This window comes from Bordetella tumulicola, from assembly GCF_965138755.1.
Taxonomy (GTDB): domain Bacteria; phylum Pseudomonadota; class Gammaproteobacteria; order Burkholderiales; family Burkholderiaceae_B; genus Bordetella_A; species Bordetella_A tumulicola.
On record NZ_CBCSFP010000003.1, the window covers coordinates 386,929 to 409,910 of the forward strand.

The window sequence follows — 22,982 nt, forward strand, 5'->3', positions numbered from 1 at the left end:
TACGGGCGTGCCTTGCTGTGGCGGGTCACCGGCTGACGGTGTTTCACAGCGCGTGCAGACGCTGCGCCAGTTCACGGCCAATACCGGAGCCATCGCCGGTGAGAAGGATGGTGTTCTCTGTGGTTTGCATGATCTTTCTTCCTTCTGGAGAGGGGGCGGAAGCTGCATTGCCAAGCAGCAGCAACCCATCCGTAGCGCGTTGCGGGCATCTGGCCACCGCCTTTTGCCACCGGCAAGCAATGGACGAAGCGAAGATTAATTTCTATACTCTCTTTTGGGAAGAAGGCACCTGAAAGTGCTATACAGACTTTCTGGTAAGAAATGGAGTAATCGTCGAGGGACAACGCCAATTCCCTTCACAGGTACACGGCCGAAGCACCGCACCCACAGGAACACGCATGAGCATCGATTTCGTCAAACACGCCCAAATGCAAGCCAAACTGGCCGCCGAGCAGCCCCCGGACCCACGCGTACAGGCCTTGGTCAATGAAGTCATCGCACGGGTGGCCGACAAATGGACGATGATCATCGTCGACGTGCTGGCCGGACACGGCGCGCTGCGCTTCACCCAGTTAGCCGGGAGAGTCACCGGCATCAGCCAGAAGATGCTGACGCAAACGCTGCGCGAGATGGAACGCGAAGGGCTGGTGACCCGCACTGTTTTCCCCGTGGTGCCGCCCAAAGTGGAATACCAACTGACGGATCTGGGCCTTGGCTTGGGCGCAGCATTTTGCGGCGTGTGGATCTGGGCTGAGCAAAGCTTGGAGGTCATTGAGCAAGCCCGTGCAGCCTACGACCAGCGCAATGGCAAAAGGAGCAGCCAATAGTTGTTCGCAACGCCTCCTCATGCACGACGGCGCTACGATGGACTGCTCAAGCGGGTTCGTGCCATCCGGGCTCATCCCCCAAGGGGCCGTTTTTGACTTGAGGCAGCCCAAGGCAAAAAACGCGCGACAATATCGCTTTCATACACTTTCGACCGAATCGCCACCCCGCATTCGCCGCCCCATTCAGGAACTCCCCATGACCGCCTCCGCCACGCCGCCGGCCTCATTAACGCACTTCAGCCCCAAAGAACTCGACATGCTCGCCAAAACCGCGGACGCTCTTAGCGCCTACGTCGGCAAGCCCGTCTTGGCCGAAGTCGTCCTCGGCGACGAAGGCACCGAATGGGTCAGCTTTGGCACACCCATCGCCCAAGACGCCAAAGACGACGAACAACCCCACATCCAGATGGGCGGCCCGCAAGCCCGCCTCCTCGGCAACCGCGGCGGCCTCGATCCCAACGACAACAACGCCTACGACTGTCTTTACCTCTGGGCGATACAAATCACCCTCACAGAAGGCGAGCGATTCATAAAACTGGATCAAAACGGCGAAGAAGCCGCCTGGTCCGACGACCTGATAGACGTCCTCCCCTTCGCCCTCACCGACGACCCATTGCCGGACGATGACGATGATGAGGAAGACGACGATGAGGATGAGGAAGACGGCAATGATGACGAGGGCGACGTCGAAGACGAGCCGGACGGCAACACCCCTCCCCCCGGCTACCGCCACCACTAATCCGCCTCACCCTGAGAGTCAACGAAAAGCGAGAGACATCGCACAACAGTCCAATAACCATAACGCGGACTGTTTTCTCCTCTCAGCGCGCCCACGCCAGGACGCGCAGTCCGATAACGCGAGCCCTTGTCCCGCCGGCCTCTCAATGGGTCGCGCCGGGCCTTTTGAGGTGAGGGCAGTCCCGCNCAGCGGGACCGAGGGCGCCTGCATGCGCCCGAGCCGAGCCGATTTGGCCCGGCGCGACCCATTGAGAGGCCGGCGGGACAGGGGCGCCTAAAGAACCCAATCGAACCTAATCGGAACCCAACCCCGCAGCGTCAACCCAACAACCGCTAAGTCAGTCCCCGCCGCCGATCCCGCCGATGCAGCGCATACCCCGCGGGCCACATCACCGCGACAAGCATTCGCGCAACGGGCTGTGTCAGCGGATAAGCTTGGACCGCCGTCGGTACGCCCGAATGTTTCAGGTCCAATCGGAACCGGGTATAGCGCGCCGCCGCCATCAGAAAATCCTTGGGCCGATAGCGAAACCAATCCATGTGATGCTCAAGCGTATCCCAGGCTAGCAAATACAGCCCCTGGGCATTATTCCGTATCGAGACCGGTGCGCGACTCAAACCATCCTCGCTCGCGTGATACGTACGCACCACCTGATTAATACAGCGGTTCTGATAGCCCGCCCGCGCCATCGCCCACCAGATCAAGCTCTCCGGCACAAAACCCGCTACTTCCTCGGGAAACGGAAAACGGCGCAACACCTCCGTGCGCAAACTCCCGAATTTTTCACCCTTGATGCGATAACGGAAATACAAATCCACCGCCGACGCATCAAAAACATCTTGCGGGAAACGATCCCCGACAATCTCGCCATCCGGTCGCGCGCAGAGACCCGTCACGCCCACATACTTATCGCGTTGATCTGATGGAATATTTTCCCAGGCGTCTTTCAAAATTTGCAGCGAATCCGGCGGAATCTCGTCATCGCTATCCAGCGTGATGACAAACTCGCCCTGCGCCTCGCGCACCCCGCGGTTAAACGCGGTCTTTTTATGCTGATTTCGTTGCCAGACATACCGAATCGGGAAATCCGACTTCGCCTGCCAGGCCAGTACGGCATCATGCGTACGGTCCGTCGACCCGTCGTCGACGATCAACCACTCAAAATCCCGACAGGTCTGTCGCTTTAAGGATTCATGCACACGATGCAGCGTGGCTACCCGGTTATAAGTGGGCGTCAGTATCGTGAACGCGTAACGAGGCTCACTCATGCAGTCAGACAGTTTGCGTAAACATCGGCAGCCGCGATTGGCTTGTTTTGCCGGTATAGGATAGCGTCAAGTTTAGGGGGATATGCAAAATTACGATGTAATCCATCCCTCAATTTTGCAAATAAACTTTTCATGTTGTTCCGCGGTGATACAAAATTATCGAACCCGGGCCCATATTCGTTCAATACAGCCGCGCAATGGGCCGCAAAAACCCAAAAAAAAATTTTGGACAAAAAAAAACCACCGACATAATCGGTGGTTTTTTCGTCAAACCGCGTTTATTACACGCGCTTGATCTTTTCCAGCATCTTGAAAATTCCCTTGGGGGAATTAACGAACAAACGCTTGAAAGCCTTGCCCAGGCAACGGCGTTCCAGGGTGTTACGACGCACGCGTTTGCGCTCAGCCATGATGATCTCCGGTAAGGTTCGATGGTGCCCAAACCTGCCCGACGTTCCCGGCATATGCGCAAATGGTACGCGACATACACAGAGGGCCACAGGCTGGTGGCAGAAAATAGATAACTTGCCATTTTATCCCGAAAACCGCTCCTTACCAAATCAACCCTGACAATCGTCCGCCAGGCGAGCCGAAAGCGACAATTACCCTGAACAACAATAATCTGAGATACTGTTTATATATACAGATATTTCAGCGATATCCTTTCGCCTGCGGGATTGCTTTGAATTCCGCCTTGTCCACGCTACGTTTCCTCGTCATGAGCTCTCATATTCGCATCGTCGGTGCCCGCCAGAACAATCTGAAAAACCTGGACCTGACGCTCGCCACCGGCGAGCTGATCGTGATTACCGGCGTGTCGGGCTCCGGCAAAAGCTCACTGGCGTTCGATACGCTCTATGCCGAAGGGCAGCGCCGCTACGTCGAAACGTTTTCGCCCTACGCGCGCCAGTTTCTCGATCGCATGGACAAGCCACAGGTCGATCGCATCGAAGGCATCCTGCCAGCCATTGCCATCGACCAGACCAACCCGGTCCGCAGCTCGCGCAGCACCGTCGGCACCATGACCGAGCTGAACGATCACCTCAAGCTCCTGTTTGCCCGCGGCGCCAGACTCTACTGCCGGGGTTGCGGCAAGCTCGTCCGCCGCGACACCCCCGAATCGGTCGCCGACTCGCTGGCGCAGCGTGCGCAGGCCGCGGGTGATCCTCGCCTGGTCATCACATTCCCGATTGCCGTACCCGCCAACTTCACCGAAGACGAAGTCCGCGGCTTTCTCGAACAGCAGGGCTACACGCGGGTACACCGCGAAGAAACCCGCGACGCACGCGCTATCCCCCCTCGCAAAGCCCCCCGCAAAGCTGCCAAGACCGCACGCAAGACCACCGCCGCGGCGAGTGGCGAACGCCGCATCCTCCATGTCATCCAGGACCGCTTTCGCCACAGCAGTACCGAGCGAGACCGCTTGATGGAGGCTCTCGACACCGCACTGCGCATGGGCGGCGGCCACATGGCCGTCCATGCGCTCGACGACGAGGGGGCCGACGCGCACGTCTGGAAATACAGCGATCGCCTGCATTGTGCCGACTGCGATATCGAGTACACCGATCCGTTGCCCAGCAGCTTTTCGTTCAACTCGCCGCTCGGCGCCTGCGAGACCTGCCGCGGCTTTGGCCGCGTCATCGGCATCGACTACGGCCTGGTCATCCCGGACGAAAACAAAACCCTGCGCGAGGGCGCCATCAAGCCCTGGCAAACCCCCTCGTACAAGGAATGCCAGGACGATCTGGCCAAGTACGCCCCCCGCGCGGGCATTCCGCTTTCCGTTCCCTGGAAGGCCATGACCGACGAGCAACGCCACTGGGTGCTGCACGGCGACCCCGACTGGAAAGGCGGCAATAACGCCTGGAAAACCCAGTGGTATGGCATACACCGCTTCTTTGCCTGGCTAGAAAGCCGCGCCTACAAAATGCACGTGCGCGTGCTGTTGTCCAAATATCGCAGCTACACGGCCTGCCCCACTTGCCATGGCGCACGCCTCAAGCCCGATGCCCTGCTATGGCGCCTGGGATCGCGGGCCGAGGCCGACGCCGTGCTGCCCCCCGGGGACGCGCGCTATGCGCGCGCCATGCCCGTGGGTGCCGCCTGGAGCCTCAACCAACTCGAGCAACTCGACGGCCTGTCGATTCACGACGTGATGCTGCTGCCCATCGAGCGCGTCCGGCGTTTCTTTGACACACTGTCATTCGGCGGCGCCATGGACGCCGCGGCCGACCTGTTGCTCACCGAGGTTCGGGCGCGCCTGAAATTTCTCTGCGATGTCGGTCTAGGTTATCTGACACTTGATCGCCAAAGCCGCACGCTGTCTGGCGGCGAAGTGCAACGCATCAACCTGACGACCGCGTTGGGTACGTCGCTCGTCAACACCTTGTTCGTTCTGGACGAGCCCTCCATTGGGCTGCACCCACGCGACATGCATCGTGTCGTCGAGGTCATGCACCGCTTGCGCCACGCTGGCAATACCCTGGTCGTCGTCGAACACGACCCGCAAGTCATGGTCGCGGCCGACCGAATCATCGACATCGGTCCCGGCCCCGGCGAACGCGGCGGCCGCATTGTGTTCGACGGTACACCGGCACAACTGCGCACCTCTGCCACCCTCACCGGAGACTACCTGAGCGGTCGTCAACGCGTCGAGGCGCCGCGCCCCATGCCGGTCGCCGCCAATACCCCGCGCCTGCTGCTCGAGGGAGTGACTGCCCACAATCTGCGCAACGTCTCGATCGAACTGCCGCTCGGCCGTCTGGTCTGCGTCACGGGCGTTTCGGGCTCCGGTAAATCGACGCTGGTCCAGGACGTCCTGTACCCCGCACTGCTCAAGTATCAAGGCAAGCCTTCCGAAGCCCCCGGCGCGTTTGATCGCTTGCTGGGCGCCGAACAAATCGCCGATGTCGTCATGGTGGATCAAACCCCCATCGGCAAAACCGCGCGATCCAATCCCGCCAGCTATGTTGGCGCCTTTGACGCCATCCGCAAGCTGTTTGCCCAGGCGCCCCTCTCCAAAGAACGTGCCTACACGGCGGGCACCTTCAGCTTCAATAGCGGCGACGGCCGTTGTCCCACCTGCGGCGGCACGGGCTTCGAGCATGTCGAAATGCAGTTCTTGTCCGATGTCTATCTGCGCTGTCCCGACTGCGACGGAAAACGCTTCCGGCCGGAGGTCCTCGAGGTCCGCATCGAACACTTGGGCAAAAACGCCTCGATCAGCGACGTGCTGGCAATGACGGTCAGCGAGGCGCTGGACTTTTTCAAGGGTCTGCGCGATGTCCAGACCGGTCTGGCGCCGCTGGCCGATGTCGGCCTGGAATACGTGCGGCTCGGGCAGCCCGTACCCACGCTATCGGGCGGCGAAGCGCAACGCCTCAAGCTCGCGGGCCACTTGGCCGAGGCCGCGCGCAGTGGCATCTCAACGGCCCGCGTCGCCAAAAAAGGCAGCCTGTTCCTGTTCGACGAGCCCACCACGGGGCTGCACTTTGACGATGTTGCGCGCTTGATGCGCGCGTTCCGTAAACTGCTCGCGGCCGGCCATACGCTGCTGGTCATCGAGCACAATCTCGACGTCATCCGTGCGGCCGATTGGTTGATCGACCTGGGCCCCGAGGGCGGCGATGCGGGCGGCCTGGTCATCGGCGTCGGAACCCCCCAAGACCTGATGGACAATCCGCATTCGCATACCGGGGCCGCGCTACGCGACTACGCGGTCAGCGTGCTGCCAAGCAATGCGGCCACGGCGGTGGGCGACCCTGTGTCATCCGAAACCTCCCCCAGCCAGGCGCTCACGCTGGCCGAACCCATGACCGCCTATGGCGACGACACGGGCACACCGCTGCAATCCGTCATGCAACGCCAGCGGCGCACGCAAGCCATCGAGATACGCAACGCGCGCGAACACAACCTCAAGAGCGTCAACGTCGATATCCCGCACAACAAATTCACGGTGATTACAGGGGTATCAGGATCGGGCAAATCGACATTGGCCTTTGACATCCTCTTCAACGAGGGCCAGCGCCGTTATCTCGAGTCCCTGAACGCCTATGCGCGCGCCATCGTGCAGCCCGCAGGCAAACCCGACGTCGATGCGATTTTCGGCATTCCCCCTACCGTCGCCATCGAACAACGCACCAGCCGCGGCGGCCGCAAATCCACCGTCGCCACCATGACGGAAATTCACCATTTCCTGCGCCTGCTTTACGTCAAGCTGGGCACGCAGTATTGCCCCGATTGCCAGGCCGCAGTCGAGCCGCAAAACGCCGACCAGATCGTGGCCCGCCTGCTGCGCGATCACAAGGGCGAGCATATCGGCCTACTCGCGCCGCTTGTTGTCGCGCGCAAGGGCTACTACACCGATCTGGCCAAATGGGCGGGCGCCAAGGGATACAGCCATCTGCGAGTCGACGGCACGTTTATTCCCGTCAGCCCGTGGCCGCGGCTGGATCGCCACAAAGAACACACGATCGAACTGCCGATCGCCGACCTGGTCGTCGCCTCCGACAACGAAGCCGCGTTGCGTGACGCGGTCAAGCGCGCCCTGGAACACGGCCAGGGCGTGCTGAACATGGTCTGGCCTGTCAACAAACTGCACGAGGCGCTCGACAGCGAACTGCAGCAACAACACTTCTCGGTCAAGCGTGCCTGCCCGTCGTGCGGCACCAGTTTTCCCGAGCCCGAGCCTCGCCTGTTCTCCTATAACTCCAAGCACGGCTGGTGCACCGGTTGCTTTGGCACGGGCGTGCAACTGCAGAATTTCGATGCCGAGCAAACCGGCGAAGAGTCCGCCTGGAATGCCGGCTACGATGGCGAAGCCAGCACGTGCAGCGTGTGCGATGGTCAGCGCCTGAATCGTATTGCGCGGGCCGTGCGCTGGCGTGATCGTTCCATCGCCGAGTTGGCAGCCATGCCTGTCTCCGAGGCGCATACGTTCTTCACCGGCCTGGTCGCGCGCGGCCGCGAAGGGGAAATCGCGCGTGATATTTTGACGGAAATCCGTGGCCGCCTGAACTTCATGAAAGAAGTCGGACTGGACTATCTGGCACTCGATCGCGCCGCGCCCACGCTGTCGGGCGGCGAGGCACAACGCATCCGCCTGGCGGCCCAACTGGGATCCAATCTGCAGGGCGTTTGCTATGTGCTGGACGAGCCCACGATCGGCCTGCATCCGCGCGACAACCGTATCCTGCTCGATGCCCTGGCCCGCCTGGAGGGCAATGGCAATACGCTGGTCGTCGTCGAACACGATGACGACACTATCCGGCGCGCCTCGCACATCATCGATATCGGCCCGGGTGCGGGCGTACGCGGCGGGCGCGTCGTTGCCCAAGGCAGCGCCCAGGATCTGATCGACGCGCCCGAATCCGTCACCGGCCGCTATCTGGCCAAGCCTCTCAAACATCCGCTCAATGGTCGACGCGCCGTCGCAAACGACACCCCCATGATCCAGATCCATGGCGCGCATCTGCATAACCTGCGCCACGTCGACGCACGCATCCCGATCGGACGACTGAGCGTCGTTACCGGCGTCTCCGGATCCGGCAAATCCACCTTGGCGCGCGAAGTGCTGCTGGACAACTTGCTGCAGGCCGTCTCACGAGACAAGACGCCGCGCTGGAACGGCTGCGAAAGCATCACCGGCTGGGAAACGATCGATCGCGTCCTGGAAGTCGACCAGACCCCCATCGGCAAAACGCCCCGCTCATGTCCGGCCACTTATATTGGATTCTGGGACGACGTCCGTCGCCAATTTGCCGACACGCGCGAAGCCCGCATGCGCGGCTGGAGCGCTGCTCGCTTTTCGTTCAACACGGGTGACGGCCGCTGCCCCATTTGCGAAGGTCAGGGCATGCGCACCATCGAGATGAACTTCCTGCCAGACGTCAAAGTGCCATGCGATGCCTGCAATGGCGCCCGCTTCAATAGCGACACGCTGTCCGTGCAACTGCGTGGCAAGAACGCCGGGGAATTGCTCAGCATGGAGGTCGACGATGCGTTGAGCTATTTCACCGCCCACCCCAAAATTCACCGGCCGCTGCAACTCATGCAAGACGTCGGCCTGGGTTACCTGACGCTGGGCCAGCCTTCGCCCACGCTATCGGGCGGCGAGGCACAACGCATCAAGCTCGTCACCGAGCTCTCCAAAGCGCGCCTGACCGAGGGCGTCATCACCACCGGTCGCGCATCGCGTATTCCGCACACGCTGTACGTGCTGGACGAACCCACCGTGGGCCTGTCGATGGCCGATGTGGAAAAGCTCATCCACGTCCTGCATCGCCTGGTCGAGGCCGGCAATACTGTCGTTGTGATCGAACACAATCTGGATGTGATTGCCGAGGCCGATTGGCTGCTTGATCTCGGTCCCGAAGGGGGCACCGGTGGCGGAAAACTCGTCACAGAAGGCTCGCCAGAGCATGTCATGACCTTGCGCGATCGTTCTCATACGGGCAGCGTGTTGGCGGAATTTCTCTCACAGCAATCATAGATCGTGACGCAATGCCGCTTTGAAGACCGGCTGGCGGGGCATGCCCGCAGCCTGCACGTGCTACGCCAACGCATCGAGGCCCGACGCCCGGATCAATTGTCCGCCGCCCTGGACGACATTGATGCCGCACGCCGCGCCGGGCACTGGGTCGCGTTGCTGCTCGATTATGAGGTGGGCGAATGGCTGGCGCCCGAAACCACTCTGCCCCCGCCGACGGGGAGGCCCGCAGCGTCCGGTGCCGATACGGGTGAGGCTCGCCTGACGGCGCTGGTATTCGACCGCATGCAGATCGAAGCCCCCTGGCCCGCGCCCGCAGACGCGGATGCGAATGCGTACGCCGGCCCCGATGCGGTTGCGACCACTGTGGCACAGATCACCGCCATCCATCCCCGCATGGCACGCGCCGACTATCTGCGCCAGATCAACACCCTGCGCACATTGATCGCCCAGGGCGAGCTCTATCAGGTGAACTACACCCAGCCCCTGGATATCCAGACGCAAGGGGATCCGCAACAGCTCTATCGGCGCATCGCCGCACGCCACCCCGTCGCGCATGCCGCCTATATCGAAGATGGCGCGCGCACGATCCTGTCGTTCTCTCCCGAACTCTTTGTGCGACGCGAGGGCTCGCAACTGACTGTGCGCCCCATGAAAGGCACCGCGCCGCGTCATCCCGACCCTGGTGAAGACGCGCGACTTGGCCGCGAACTGCACAACAGCGAAAAGAACCGGGCCGAAAATCTCATGATCGTGGATTTACTGCGCAACGATCTCGGCCGGTTAGCCCAACCGGGCACAGTACGGGTACCCGCGCTATTCTCGCTGGAACGTTACCCCACCGTGTGGACGATGACTTCGACCGTGACCGCCGAAGCACCGGACGCCACATTCGCCGAGATTCTGCGGGCATTATTTCCTTGTGGCTCGATCACTGGCGCCCCCAAAGTCGCCGCGATGCGCCGCATTCGCCAGATGGAAATCGCGCCGCGCGGTCTGTACTGCGGCGCCATCGGCTGGCTGGCCCCGGACGGCGACTTTTCGCTCAACGTGGCGATTCGTACCCTGATACTGGATAAAACCGGGCGCGGCGTCTACAGTGTAGGGGGTGGCATCGTGCACGACTCCGATCCTGAACTCGAATGGCAGGAGTGCCTCTGGAAAGCCCGCATCCTGCAAGACGCGCTGCCCGCGTACGGATAGGCCGTGCGCAGCATCGAACGGCACCGTCCGCCACGCACGGGCCCGTCACCTGCCCTAATAGACACTCGAGGCCCGCAGAGACATGCCCGCTGACTTGATCGAAACCCTGCTTATCGATGCGCAAGGCGACATCCCGCTGCTGTCGCGCCACCTGGAACGCCTGCAAGCCAGTTGCACCGCGCTGGACTATATATGGCCGGGCAACGACGAAATCGAGTCCGCATTGGCCGTCGTCGCTGCGGGTCTGACCACACCGGGCGCCCATCGCGTGCGTCTGCTGCTGGACCGGTCGGGACACCCCACCATCGAGACCGCGCCGCTTACCGCGATGCCCGACAATCCACAGCTCATGCTGTCGGATCAAGTCCTCGACGCCGACGAACCCCTGCTGCGCTACAAAACCACGCATCGGCCCTGGTATGCCGACGCGACCGCATGGTTAGCCTCGCACCCTGAGGTATTTGATCTACTGTTTTTGAATCAACACGGAGAACTCTGCGAGGGCAGTCGCAGCAATGTCTATCTGCACGTCCGCGGCGTCTGGTACACGCCCCCCACGAGCAGCGGCTGCCTGCCGGGCGTGCAGCGTGCCGATTTGCTCGAACGCGGCCAAGCTCACGCGCGCGTGCTGACGCTGGCGGACCTGCGCGATGCGCAAGGCGTGCGTCTATCGAACGCGCTACGTGGCTGGTTCGACGTCACACTGCGCGCCGCCTGACACGGTCACGCGCCAGCCGTGGCCGGTGTTTGGCCGGCCAGCGCCAGCCGCAGCGCCTCGTTCGCGACGGCCAATCCCATCGCCGCAGTCACCGTCACCACAGATCCATAGCCCGCACATGACAGTCCCTGGGGCGCTACCGCCTGCCCCGCGGCACCCATATCGTCGTCCATTTCGGCGCGGCTCGCCCAAGCCGCCGGCATGATGGCGGGCTGATCAAACCACAGCGCCCTCACCCCCATGCGCGGCACGCGCTTGAGCGGCTTGCCGCGCGCATCGCTCGCCTTGGGAAAACCATGATGTCGGCGCAATTGATTGCGCAACTTGGCCAGCAACGCATCATTGAGGGCCTGCGACAGATCGCCGGCACGCAGCGACAAAGGATCCGTCTTGCCCCCCGCCCCCCCGCACAGCAGCAGGGGCACGCGGCGTTCACGTGCATACAACACCATGGCGATCTTGGCGGACGCCTGATCCGTGCAATCGGCCAGCGCCGTATACGGGCCGGGCAGCACCTGCTCGATATTGTCCGGTTCGACAAAATCATCGACGCGCGTTAACACGCAAGCCGGATTGATCGCCAGAATACGGTCCGCCATCGCGTCGACCTTGGATTGCCCGATCGTCGTGGTCAGAGCGTGAATCTGTCGATTGACGTTGGACTCTGCAATGTGATCCAGGTCGATCAGCGTCAACGCCCCAACACCGCAACGCGCCAGTGCCTCGGCGGCCCACGATCCCACCCCTCCCAACCCTGCGACCGCGATATGCGCTTGACGCAGACGCGCGGGCGCATCCGGCCCATATAGCCGGGCCAAGCCGCCGAATCGGCGTTCGAGGTCAGCGTCATCCTGGCCAACCTGATGGCCGGTCGCCTGGGTAGACGAGCCGGCAATCGATGCCGATGCCGTTTTCTCGCCCAGCTCATTCGCCGGTAACGATGTCGATGAAATGTCCATGGCGCGTATTTTCCCACGACCGGCCCCCTGCGTGCGTCAGAGGGGTTGATCGTTCAATGTTGCAGTAATGAGACAGGCTCAACGACTCTGGCGATCGGTACCGACACCTGGCAACGCCACAACTTCTGTGATCTATCAATTAATTCACGCCAGTTAGGTACTAACCCCATCGTTACGTGACGGATTGAGGCTATCTGACTCGGCGCCCAGCGCGTATCTCAATATCGGCCGTTGACTCGACACTGTGCGGACTTAGGGCCAAAATCAAAGAAGTTACTGCCGCATCAGTGTCAAATTCATCGCCTTCCCCCTCGCCTTCCCCTCACGCGACGGAATTTTCCGGAGCCGGTCTACTGTGCGTGGTTGCCATGCTCAACCATTTCGCGTTGACCGGCGGGCGCATCACCGTATCGCTAACTGCCCTGCATCTGGGGCTATCTACGTTCACTGTCGGGTGTTTAGTGGCGGTCTTCGCCGTTCTCCCCATGTTGATGTCGGTGCGTGTCGGCCAATGGATTGATCGCGTGGGCGTACGTCGCCCCCTCACGCTGGGCAATATACTGGTAGTGACGGGCACCCTGCTGCCGTTCATTATTCAGAACCAGATCAGCCTGCTCATCGCCTCCTGCAGTATTGGCATCGGCTTCATGCTGCACCAAGTCGCCACCCAGGATGTCCTGGGACAGGCCCAGCCCAAACGCCGGCTGCGCAATTTTTCCTGGCTGTCGCTCACGATGGCAGGCTCCGGCTTTAGCGGTCCGCTCGTGGCGGGCCTGGCCATCGACAATCTGGGTTCACAGCTAGCCTTCGGCATCCTTAGCCTGGGGCCCTTGCTGGCGCTGGCGGGACTACGCCGACTACAGCCTGCCTTGCGCGAAGTCGACCAGGCACTCGACCCTGGGGCGCGGCAAGCCGTACGCCGGCGAGCCACCGAACTGCTGCAGGTCCCGCCGCTGCGCCGCATTCTGATGGTCAATACCATTTTCTCGGGCGCCTGGGATACGCACCTGTTCGTCGTCCCGCTGTTCGGCGTCGCCATCGGCCTGAGCGCCACCACGATCGGCACCGTACTTGCTGCCTTCGCGCTGGGAACTTTCCTGATTAGACTGGCACTACCCTTTATCCAGACCCGCGTTCGATCCTGGACATTAGTTCGCACCGCCATGGTCATCACGGCCATCGATTTCCTGCTGTACCCGATGTTCCGCGACATTAGCGTCTTGATATCGCTCTCTTTCGTTTTGGGGCTGGCCCTGGGGTGCTGCCAACCGAGTATGCTGTCGCTATTGCACCAACATACGCCGCACGGACGTGCCGCCGAGGCCGTCGGCCTTCGTCTGGCGCTCATCAATGCCTCGCAGGTTTCCCTGCCATTGACCTTTGGTGCGTTGGGTGCGGTAATTGGTATCGCTCCCTTGTTTTGGGCCTACGCCGCCGCCATCACCGCGGGCGGCTGGGTCAACCGCCATCCCCCGCAAGACGTTGAAACGCCCGCGCCGTGACTTTGCCAACGCCCTCTTCCCCCCTGNCCTCGCCCGCCCCNCCCTTTCGCCTGTGGACGCCAGAAGAGCGGCGCGCCTCCCTCGAAGAGGCGCTGACGCACTGGCGCCACGGCGAGGACGTCTGGGTCTATGGGTACGGCTCGTTGATCTGGCGCCCCGAATTCGACTTTCTGGAACGCCGGCTGGCCACCTTGCACGGACATCATCGTGCCCTCTGTCTCTGGTCGCGCGTCAATCGCGGCACCCCCGAATGCCCCGGGCTGGTGTTTGGACTGGACAGGGGCGGCTCGTGCCGCGGCGTCGTGTATCGTCTGGCTGGCAATGCCGTCCCCGATTTTTTTCCCGCCCTCTGGCGACGCGAGATGTCCACGGGCGCCTACCTGCCGCGCTGGCTCAATTGCTCGACCGAGCAGGGCCCCGTCCGCGCGCTGGTTTTCATCATGAACCGCGACAACCCCGCCTACATCCCTGCCCTGCCCGAAGCCGAATTACTGGCCGTCATCCGACGGGCCTCCGGCACCTACGGCCCCTGCACCGAGTACGTGATAGAAACCGCCAATGCACTGCGCTCGGCCGGTATTCGCGACGCCAGCCTCGACCGCATTACGCGACTGCTGAAAGAACAAACCAACTTACTGCCGGACAACTGATCGTTCTCCGACGAAGGCGGTAAACTGGGGGTTACCCGATTTTTACGTGCCGACTCCACGCCGTCCATGCCTGTCTCCGATCTGCGCCAAAGCTACGAAAAAAACGTTCTGCTCGAGGAAACGGCAGCCGCCTCTCCCATCGAGCAGTTCCGCCTGTGGTTTGACGAGGCGCTGGCCGCCAAAGTCCCCGAACCCAACGCCATGACCCTGGCCACCGTGGACAGCGCCGGCCAGCCGTCGGCGCGCACTGTGCTGATCAAGGGCTATGACGCGCGGGGTTTTGTGTTCTTTACCAATTACGCGTCGCGCAAGGGTCACGACCTGCAAGTCAACCCGCGCGCCGCCCTGCTGTTTTTCTGGCAGCCGCTAGAACGCCAGGTGCGTATCGAAGGCCTGATCGAAAAAGTCGCCCCCGAAGAATCCGACGCGTATTTTCATAGCCGTCCATTGGGCTCGCGCCTGGGCGCCTGGGCCTCCGAGCAAAGCCAGCCCGTCACTCGGGCGGAACTCGAGGCCCGCGAACAGACCTTCCGCGACCGCTATGGCGACCAACCGCCCAGGCCTCCGCACTGGGGAGGTTACCGTCTCGTGCCGACCGTATTCGAATTCTGGCAAGGCCGTCCTTCACGGCTTCATGACCGGCTGCGTTATCTCCCCGACAGCCAAGGTGGCTGGATCATCGACCGACTCTCGCCATGAGCGGGGGGGCCGAGGCCCATCTGCCATTATCTGCCTGCATGCTCAACACTGACCCTTCCTTTGACGCGCGCTATTTCCGTACCGCGCTCGGCCGCTTCGCCACTGGCGTCACCGTCGTCACCACGGCGGCGCCCGATGGCGCACCCATCGGGCTGACGGTCAGTTCGTTCAATTCCGTCTCGCTGGACCCACCCCTGGTATTGTGGAGCTTGTCGCTGCGATCGAGCTCGCTCGAGATCTTCGAACACTGTGATCGCTACGTGGTCAACGTGTTGTCCGCCAGCCAGATCGCACTGGCCCGACGCTTTGCCACAGGTAATACGCGCGAGCGCTTTAACGGACTGGCGCACGGGCAAAGCGCCCACGGCACCCCCATGCTGGACGCACAAAGCGCCGCCTGGTTTGAGTGCCGTAACCGCAGCCGCTATATCGAAGGCGATCACATCATCATGGTCGGCGAGGTCGAGCACTGCGGCCACTCCAGCGAGGCACCGCTCGTTTTTCATGCTGGCGGCTTTGAACTGACGCCGCCTCACAAGAACTCCCAATAAATCTGATCGAATCATGAGTACAGATATCGACTGCATCGTCGTCGGCGCTGGCGTAGTAGGCCTGGCCGTGGCGCGCGCGCTGGCCTTGCAAGGCCGAGAAGTCCTGCTGGCAGAGGCCACGGAAGGCATCGGCACCGGCACCAGCTCCCGCAACTCCGAAGTCATTCATGCCGGCATCTACTACCCTGCCGGCAGCCTCAAAGCGCAGTTGTGCGTGCGTGGCAAACACATGCTGTACGAGTACTGCGCCGCGCGCGGGGTGCCCCATCAGCGACTGGGCAAACTGATCGTCGCCACCACGGACGACGAAGCCCGCCTGCTCGACGGCATTGCCGAACGCGCCCGCGCCAATGGCGTGGATGATATGCGCAAGCTCAGCGGGGCCGAGGCCACCGCGCTCGAACCCTCCCTACGTTGCACGGCCGCCCTGCTGTCTCCCTCGACCGGCATCGTCGACAGTCATGCTCTGATGCTCGCCTACCAGGGAGATGCCGAAAACGCAGGCGCGCAATGTGTGTTTCATACGCCCATGCTGTCGGCACGCGTGCGCCCCGAGGGCGGCTTCGACGTTGAATTCGGCGGCGACGAAGCCATGAGCCTGTCGTGCAACGTGCTGATCAACGCCTCGGGCATTCACGCGCCCACGCTGGCCCACCGTATCGAAGGCCTGCCGCAGGCCAGCATTCCCACTGAATATCTGTGCAAGGGCAGCTACTTCACCCTGACGGGCCGGGCGCCGTTCTCGCACCTGATCTACCCCGTTCCGCAACACGCCGGCCTGGGCGTACACCTGACGCTGGATTTGGGTGGACAAGCTAAATTCGGGCCGGATACCGAATGGATCCCGCAAGAAGACTACACGCTGGAGCCCAGCCGCGCCGAGGTATTCTATGATGCCGTGCGCTCCTATTGGCCCGCCTTGCCCGACGGCGCGCTGGCCCCTGGCTATACGGGAATCCGACCTAAAATCTCAGGTCCTACCGAGCCTGCCGCGGACTTCCTGATCGCCGGCCCAGCGGTGCATGGCGTGGCAGGCCTCGTGAATCTGTTCGGGATCGAATCCCCGGGCCTGACTGCCAGTCTGGCCCTCGCCGACGAAACCCTGGCTCGCCTGTCTTCCTAAGCTACTATTTTTGCGTTTTCGGATCATGCCCCACAACGACCACATCCTGACCCTGTCCTGCCCCGACCGTACTGGCATCGTCTATCGCGTCAGTGGTCTGCTGTTTAAGTTGGGCTGCAATATCCTGGACTCCCAGCAATTCGGCGATGACGAAAGCGGGCGCTTCTTTCTGCGCGTGCACTTTGACCTGCCCAGCGCCGTCGAGGTAGACAGCCTGCGCGAACAATTCACCGAAGTAGCCGAGGGTCTCGGCATGGAATGGCAAATACATGATGCACGCCGCAAATCTCGTCTGCTGATCATGGTCAGCAAGCAGGGACACTGTTTGAACGACCTGTTGTTCCGAGTGCAGAGTGGACAGTTGCACGCCGAGATCGCCGCTATTGTTTCGAATCACAATGACTATGCAGGTCTGGCGGCGTCCTACGGTATTCCCTTTCATCACCTGCCCGTCACCCCCGACACCAAAGCCCAACAAGAAAAACAAATCTTGAGCCTGGTCGAATCGGAGCAGATCGATCTGGTGGTGCTGGCGCGCTACATGCAAATTTTGTCGCAAGACATGTGTGAGGCGCTCAATGGCCGCGCCATCAATATCCACCACAGCTTCTTGCCCAGTTTCAAGGGCGCACGCCCCTATCATCAGGCGCATGCGCGCGGCGTCAAGATCATTGGCGCCACGGCCCACTACGTGACGTCGGCCCTCGACGAAGGTCCGATCATCGAACAAGACATCGAGCGCGTGGATCACACCATGACCGCCCAGGACCTGACGCAAGTCGGCAGCGATGTCGAGTCCCTGGTGCTGGCGCGCGCCGTACGCAGCCACGTCGAACATCGTATTGTGCTCAACCGCAACAAGACAGTGGTATTTCGCTAGCAGGCTGTTGCGATCATGACGCGGCCGGGGCGGCGAAACACCGCTGTCCTGACACCCCGACGGTGTGCTTAACCTCGCTGCAACAGCGCCTTGACCTGATCGGGTCGCGGCAACGGATCCACTGCCCCGTATCCCATCGTCGACAAACCCGCCGCGGCATTGGCATAGTGGCAGGCAGGCAACCAGTCATCGCCTGCACAAATGCGGGCCAACAGGTTCCCGGCAAAACAATCGCCGGCCCCGGTGGCATCCACCGACTGCACGCTGTGCGGCATGATCGACGTGCGCGTGCGCCCGTCATCCAGAATCACACCCTTGCTACCCATTTTCAGTGCCACCACGGCCTGGCCGTTCAGCGCTCGGATCCAATCCAGCATCGCGTCAGCTTGATCCAAGCCCGTCAACAGCGCCATATCGTCCCACCCCGGTAAAAACACATCGCACTGCGTGATGGCTTCGCGCAAAATGGCACGTGCGCGGGACATCGGCCATAGGCGCGTGCGCAGGTTGGCATCCAGACACGACTGCCTCCCAGCGTCTCGCGCGCGCTGCATGGCCGCAAAGACGGTATCGCAAGCACTAACACTAATGGCAAGGCTGATGCCCGATACATGCAGATAGCGTGATCGCTCGACCAAGCCGTGTTGCAGGTCGGACGGTTGCATGCGCGCAGCTGCTGACTGATGCCTCGCGTAGCTGAAGCGATGACCGTCCTGGGTATGCTGCACGAAATACAGGCCGTTGTTCGCCTGTTCATCGCACAACATTCCCGACACATCCACGCCTTCGTCTCGCCAGGTTTGCAGCAACAACTCGCCGAAATCGTCATTGCCCCCGTAACGTCCCAAATAGGCCGTGCGCGCCCCCGCTCGCGCCGCCGCGATAATCACATTAGAAGTATCGCCACCCAAGCCCTGACGATATGTCGGCTCGCCCGGCACGGTCTGGTTGAACTCAATCAGTGCCTCGCCCAACCCGACCACATCGAAATCATGCGTGCTTGCCATGGGCCGCCTCCCGAATGCTGCGTACGCTTGCCAACAAGCCGTCGGTATCACGCGCTGCGAGGGCTTTTTTGTCATAGAGCGACGAACCGATGCCGACAAAACTGGCCCCCGCCTGGAAGTAATCGTGCATATTTTTCGCCGACAGGCCCCCTGTGGGGCAGAACACGGTGGACGAAAAAACGGCACGTAACGCCGCCAGATGCGCCGGGCCACCCGTATCAGCGGGAAAAATCTTGACCACGTCGGCCTCTGCACGGATGGCGGCCATCACCTCGCTGGGGGTGAATGCGCCCACCAAACATAGCTTGCCGGCCTCGTGTGCGGGCGCCACCATATCGGTCGCTAATCCGGGCGATACCAGAAAATCGGCGCCGGCATTCAGTACGGCGCGCGCCTGGTCCGCATTCATCAAGGTTCCCACGCCCAGCAAAATCGATGTCCCGTGTTGTTTGCGCAAGGTCTGCAACACATCGAGTACATCGGGGATGGTCCAGGTCAATTCGATGGCCTCAAAGCCCGCGCGTACGGCAATGTCGGCCGCATAGAGGGCCGTCTCGGCATCGGTATAACGCAGGACGGGTACGACGCGCGTTTGGATCAACTGGGTCGTCAGGGGGTTGGTCATTTTGTGCATTCCGTAAAAAGGCGGGTATCGCTCTTTGGCTGGTTGTCTCTATTAACGCGTCCCTGCCGGGCGCCTGGCCTTGGCTTTTTTGTCTTTGTGGACACGCATGGGGTTTATACGCTGGCGGTCATGCCGCCGTCCACGAATAGGGTGTGGCCGTTCACGAAGGATGAGGCGTCACTGGCGAGGAAGACGGCGGCACCGATTAGTTCGGTGGGGTCTCCCCAGCGTCCTGCGGGCGTGCGTTGGCTCAGCCATTGTGTGAACTCAGGATTGTCCACTAGAGGTTGGGTCAGTTCGGTACGGAAATATCCTGGCGCAATGGCGTTGACTTGCAGGCCGTGTCGTGCCCAATCGGTCGCCATGCCTCGGGTGAGATTGCGTACCGCGCCCTTGGTCGCCGCATAGGGGGCAATGCCGGGGCGCGCCAGCTCGCTTTGTACGGAGGCGATGTTGATGATCTTGCCTCTGCCACGCGTGATCATGTGCGTGGCGACCGGCTTGCTGACGTAAAAGAGACTGCTGACGTTGGTACGCATCAGGGCGTCCCACTGGTCTAGTGGAAACTGGTCCAGCGGCGCACGATGTTGCATGCCCGCATTGTTGACCAAGATGTCGATCGGGCCGAATTCCGACTCGGCGTGATCGACACCAATCTGCGCCGCGACGGGATCGGTCACATCAAAGGGCAGCGCGTACGCTGACAGCCCATCGGTGCGCAGGCGCTGCACGGCCTCGTCCAGCCGGACGACATTGCGCGCGTTCATGACCACGGTGGCGCCGTGCTGGGCAAGCCCTCGGGCCAATGTATAGCCCAAGCCTTGGCTGGCACCAGTGATCAGCACGCGGCGGCGCGACAGGTCGAACAAGCGAGACGTCACCGGTCCCATCGAGGACATGGTCCCCTCTGCCGTCGCGGGTGCTGTCGATTTGATCGATGGCCCAGATGCCATGCAAGCCCCCCATTAGTCGTCGGCGCGCACCGATTGTCGCTGTGTGCCCAAGCCGTCGATACCCAGTTCGACCACATCACCGGCTTTCAGATACTGGGGCGGTTTCATGCCCATGCCGACGCCCGGTGGCGTGCCGGTGGAAATGACATCCCCCGGCTGCAACGACATAAACTGGCTCAAGTAGGACACCAAGTGCGCCACGTCGAAGATCATGGTGCGGGTAGATCCGTTTTGACGGGTGTCGCCATTGACTTTTAACCACATCGCCAATTGACCTGGGTCGGCGACTTCATCTCTTGTCACCAGCCACGGACCGATCGGGCCGAACGTATCGCAAGACTTGCCCTTGGTCCATTGGCCCTGACGCTCGATCTGAAATGCGCGCTCACTGACGTCATGCACCACGCAGTAGCCCGCCACGTAATCCAGTGCTTCTTCGCGCGACACGTATTTGGCGGTCTTGCCAATCACCACACCCAACTCGACTTCCCAGTCCGTTTTCTCGGATCCGCGCGGAATACGCAAGACGTCGTCCGGGCCGCAGATGGCAGAGGTGGCTTTCATGAAAATGATGGGTTCGCTGGGCGGCTGTGCACCCGTCTCCGCCGCATGATCTGAATAATTCAGGCCAATGCAGATGAACTTGCCGACCTGGCCGACACACGGTCCCAAGCGCACACCGGCGGGCGCCTGCGGCAAGCTGTTCACATCCAGACCACGCAGGGTTTGCAACGACGTATCGTCCAATACTGCACCCGCGATATCGGTGACATGTCCCGATAGGTCACGCACGACGCCTTGCGCATCGACTACACCCGGCTTTTCTTGGCCTGCCTGGCCGAATCTCACCAATTTCATAAAAACGCTCCTGTTTAGTCTGAATCGTAAACGCTCAACCGACCCAACCGCCATCGATGATATGCGCCTGTCCCGTGGTGTACTGTGCGCCCGCCACATAGACCACCAAGTCGGCAATTTCATCCGCCGTACCCAGGCGACCCATGGGCTGGCGGGCAATGAACGCGGCACGTGCCGCGTCATAGTCGCCTTGCGCACGCATGCGCTCCTGTAGCGAGGGACTGTCGACGGTACCGGGGCAGATCGCATTGCAACGTATGCCGCGAGCCACATAGTCGGCCGCGATCGATTTGGTCAGCCCCACCACGGCCGCCTTGGTGATGCCATAGGCGCACCGATTCGGCACCCCCTTGACCGAGCCCGCGACCGACGCCATGTTGACGATACTCCCGGCACCCCGCTCCAGCATCCCCGGCAATACGGCCTGCACCGTTCGTACCATAGCGCGCACATTCAAATCAAACGCCACGTCGAGATCGCTGTCCGCCATCTCCAGCACGGCCCCCGACTGCACAATGCCGGCGCAATTAAACAACACGTCGATGCGGCCAATACGCTCGACCAAGCCCCGGATCGCCGCGTTATCCCGCACGTCCAGCACATGCGTAAACATGCCGGGCTGTGCGGATAAATCCTGCAACGCTTGTGTGTCGATATCCGTCGCATGGACCGTGGCGCCCGCCCGGGCGAACGCCAGCGCCGATGCACGTCCTATCCCTTGTCCCGCGGCTGTTGCCAATACCACTTGGCCCTGCAAATGTCCTGTCATGGTAAGCCCTCTCGCATGAAATCCATGGCCCGGCCCGGTCTTACCGGTCGTCCGGGCCTGCCTCGGAATCAGGAACCGCTTTTCGCACGCAGATCGGCGAGCTCTTTTTGCACACGATCCACCACATCGGCGCCAATGGTGGCCTTGTGCTGTTCGTACACGACCTGTACCTTCTCGCGCATCCGTTTTTGCTCCTCGGGGCTCACCTGGTTGACCTTCAGGCCGGCTTCCTTGATTTTGTCCAGGGACTTGTCGTTCATGGCTCGAATCACTTTGCGCTCTTCTTGGCCACCCAATACGGCACACTCGCGCAGCGCGGCCTTTTCATCATCGGAGTAGCCCGCCCAGAGGGGTTTGGAGAACAACACCAGGAAAGGCGTGTAGGCGTGATTCGTCACCGAGATGAATTTCTGGACTTCGTAGAACTTCGACGTGTCGATGGTCACGAATGGATTTTCCTGGCCATCAATGGCGCCGGTTTCCAACGCGGAGAAAACTTCACCGAACGCCATGGGCGTCGCATTCGCTCCCATCGTGCGGAATGTATCCAGGAAGATATTGTTCTGCATGACGCGCAGTTTCAGGTCGCCGAAGTCTTCCCATTTATTCACGGCGTGCTTAGAATTGCTCAGGTTGCGAAAACCATTTTCCCAGTACGCCAGATTAACCACCCCTGCGGCGTCCAGCTTTTCGTTGATGAATTTGCCAAACTCGCCGTCCATGACGGCGTCGGCCTCTTTTTCATTGCTGAACAAAAACGGCAAATCGAAGACACCTAACGCGGGCACCAGTCCAACTAGCGGGGATGACGAGGTGATAACCGCCTCTTGTGTCCCCGAACGCAGTGCTTGCGTCGCTTGCAAATCATCGCCCAGTGAGCTGCTCCAGTACGCCGTGATCTTCATCTTGCCACCGGATTTATCCTGTAGGCACTGATTAAAGACCTTGACGCCATTGCCCACGGGATGGTCCTGAGCAAGCCCGTTGGACAAACGAATATTGCGCGACTTGAAATCACCCGCGGCGGATGCGGGGAGCGTGGCCCCCACACCGAGCGTGGCCATCACGACGGCCAATGCTAGTTTCTTCATTTGTATCTCCTCATCTGATTGGTGAAAGCTGACGTTTGACGTCGAGCCGTAAGCTGCGAGCTTGAAGAAAAGG

At 61.4% G+C, this 22,982-nt stretch carries 19 protein-coding genes and 1 pseudogene; 11 read left to right on the plus strand and 9 right to left on the minus strand.

The genetic code is table 11. The annotated features are described in order from the left end of the window. Nucleotides 1–398: 398 nt before the first annotated feature. Together ACNAZS_RS12135 and ACNAZS_RS12140 are read left to right on the plus strand one after the other, a co-directional pair. Nucleotides 399–827 carry a winged helix-turn-helix transcriptional regulator gene (locus ACNAZS_RS12135; protein ID WP_415789483.1) on the plus strand — a complete coding sequence of 143 codons (429 nt, stop codon included), beginning with the start codon at nucleotides 399–401 and terminating at the stop codon, nucleotides 825–827. A 196-nt stretch (nucleotides 828–1,023) separates the two neighbouring features. Next, a complete protein-coding gene (locus tag ACNAZS_RS12140; RefSeq protein WP_415789486.1) occupies nucleotides 1,024–1,566 on the plus strand; it encodes a hypothetical protein in 543 nt (180 codons plus the stop codon). 332 nt (nucleotides 1,567–1,898) lie between these two features. On the opposite strand, the gene ACNAZS_RS12145 is transcribed toward ACNAZS_RS12140, so the two are convergent. Then, complete coding sequence (locus tag ACNAZS_RS12145; RefSeq protein ID WP_415789488.1) at nucleotides 1,899–2,834, minus strand: glycosyltransferase family 2 protein; 936 nt, start codon at nucleotides 2,832–2,834, stop codon at nucleotides 1,899–1,901. A 281-nt stretch (nucleotides 2,835–3,115) separates the two neighbouring features. Continuing rightward, nucleotides 3,116–3,244, minus strand: coding sequence for a hypothetical protein (locus ACNAZS_RS12150; RefSeq protein WP_415789490.1), 129 nt, complete (start codon nucleotides 3,242–3,244; stop codon nucleotides 3,116–3,118). Between the two features lie 308 nt (nucleotides 3,245–3,552). Between ACNAZS_RS12150 and uvrA the strand changes: the two genes are divergently transcribed. The 3 genes from uvrA to ACNAZS_RS12165 all read left to right on the plus strand — a co-directional run bounded on the left by uvrA (nucleotide 3,553) and on the right by ACNAZS_RS12165 (nucleotide 11,242). Beyond that, nucleotides 3,553–9,324: an excinuclease ABC subunit UvrA gene (gene uvrA / locus ACNAZS_RS12155; RefSeq protein WP_415789657.1), complete on the plus strand. Its 5,772-nt coding sequence runs from the start codon at nucleotides 3,553–3,555 to the stop codon at nucleotides 9,322–9,324. A gap of 3 nt (nucleotides 9,325–9,327) precedes the next feature. Next, nucleotides 9,328–10,524: an aminodeoxychorismate synthase component I gene (locus tag ACNAZS_RS12160; protein ID WP_415789493.1), complete on the plus strand. Its 1,197-nt coding sequence runs from the start codon at nucleotides 9,328–9,330 to the stop codon at nucleotides 10,522–10,524. Nucleotides 10,525–10,606: 82 nt separating this feature from the next. Continuing rightward, entirely contained in the window at nucleotides 10,607–11,242 is a 636-nt protein-coding gene (locus tag ACNAZS_RS12165; protein WP_415789496.1) for an aminotransferase class IV family protein, read from the plus strand. A 5-nt stretch (nucleotides 11,243–11,247) separates the two neighbouring features. Here the strand turns inward: ACNAZS_RS12165 and ACNAZS_RS12170 are convergent, their stop codons facing one another. After that, entirely contained in the window at nucleotides 11,248–12,201 is a 954-nt protein-coding gene (locus ACNAZS_RS12170) for a tRNA threonylcarbamoyladenosine dehydratase (RefSeq protein WP_415789499.1), read from the minus strand. A 287-nt stretch (nucleotides 12,202–12,488) separates the two neighbouring features. Here ACNAZS_RS12170 and ACNAZS_RS12175 point away from each other — a divergent pair, with 287 nt between their 5' ends. The 6 genes and pseudogenes from ACNAZS_RS12175 to purU all read left to right on the plus strand — a co-directional run bounded on the left by ACNAZS_RS12175 (nucleotide 12,489) and on the right by purU (nucleotide 17,606). Continuing rightward, nucleotides 12,489–13,703, plus strand: a complete 1,215-nt coding sequence (locus ACNAZS_RS12175) for an MFS transporter (RefSeq protein ID WP_415789501.1) — start codon at nucleotides 12,489–12,491, stop codon at nucleotides 13,701–13,703. Between the two features lie 41 nt (nucleotides 13,704–13,744). Beyond that, nucleotides 13,745–14,353, plus strand: a pseudogene (locus tag ACNAZS_RS12180) (gamma-glutamylcyclotransferase); the annotation flags it as partial. Between the two features lie 66 nt (nucleotides 14,354–14,419). After that, the gene (pdxH, locus tag ACNAZS_RS12185) at nucleotides 14,420–15,052 is read left to right on the plus strand and encodes a pyridoxamine 5'-phosphate oxidase (protein ID WP_415789503.1); all 633 of its coding nucleotides are present in this window, start codon (nucleotides 14,420–14,422) and stop codon (nucleotides 15,050–15,052) included. 38 nt (nucleotides 15,053–15,090) lie between these two features. Beyond that, nucleotides 15,091–15,603 (plus strand): flavin reductase family protein, encoded by a 513-nt coding sequence (locus ACNAZS_RS12190; protein ID WP_415789505.1) that lies wholly within the window; start codon nucleotides 15,091–15,093, stop codon nucleotides 15,601–15,603. Nucleotides 15,604–15,616: 13 nt separating this feature from the next. Then, complete coding sequence (locus ACNAZS_RS12195; RefSeq protein WP_415789507.1) at nucleotides 15,617–16,726, plus strand: NAD(P)/FAD-dependent oxidoreductase; 1,110 nt, start codon at nucleotides 15,617–15,619, stop codon at nucleotides 16,724–16,726. A gap of 25 nt (nucleotides 16,727–16,751) precedes the next feature. After that, entirely contained in the window at nucleotides 16,752–17,606 is an 855-nt protein-coding gene (gene purU, locus ACNAZS_RS12200) for a formyltetrahydrofolate deformylase (RefSeq protein ID WP_415789509.1), read from the plus strand. 68 nt (nucleotides 17,607–17,674) lie between these two features. Here purU and ACNAZS_RS12205 read toward each other — a convergent pair whose 3' ends face one another. The 6 genes from ACNAZS_RS12205 to ACNAZS_RS12230 all read right to left on the minus strand — a co-directional run bounded on the left by ACNAZS_RS12205 (nucleotide 17,675) and on the right by ACNAZS_RS12230 (nucleotide 22,909). Continuing rightward, nucleotides 17,675–18,613: a sugar kinase gene (locus ACNAZS_RS12205; protein WP_415789511.1), complete on the minus strand. Its 939-nt coding sequence runs from the start codon at nucleotides 18,611–18,613 to the stop codon at nucleotides 17,675–17,677. Further along, complete coding sequence (locus ACNAZS_RS12210) at nucleotides 18,597–19,238, minus strand: bifunctional 4-hydroxy-2-oxoglutarate aldolase/2-dehydro-3-deoxy-phosphogluconate aldolase (RefSeq protein ID WP_415789513.1); 642 nt, start codon at nucleotides 19,236–19,238, stop codon at nucleotides 18,597–18,599. The genes ACNAZS_RS12205 and ACNAZS_RS12210 overlap by 17 nt, the downstream gene beginning before the upstream one ends. A gap of 113 nt (nucleotides 19,239–19,351) precedes the next feature. Then, a complete protein-coding gene (locus ACNAZS_RS12215) occupies nucleotides 19,352–20,128 on the minus strand; it encodes an SDR family oxidoreductase (protein WP_415789659.1) in 777 nt (258 codons plus the stop codon). Nucleotides 20,129–20,203: 75 nt separating this feature from the next. After that, a complete protein-coding gene (locus tag ACNAZS_RS12220; RefSeq protein ID WP_415789515.1) occupies nucleotides 20,204–21,049 on the minus strand; it encodes a fumarylacetoacetate hydrolase family protein in 846 nt (281 codons plus the stop codon). A 34-nt stretch (nucleotides 21,050–21,083) separates the two neighbouring features. Next, nucleotides 21,084–21,818 (minus strand): SDR family oxidoreductase, encoded by a 735-nt coding sequence (locus tag ACNAZS_RS12225; RefSeq protein WP_415789517.1) that lies wholly within the window; start codon nucleotides 21,816–21,818, stop codon nucleotides 21,084–21,086. 68 nt (nucleotides 21,819–21,886) lie between these two features. Beyond that, entirely contained in the window at nucleotides 21,887–22,909 is a 1,023-nt protein-coding gene (locus ACNAZS_RS12230; RefSeq protein WP_415789519.1) for a TRAP transporter substrate-binding protein, read from the minus strand. Between the last annotated feature and the right edge of the window lie 73 nt (nucleotides 22,910–22,982).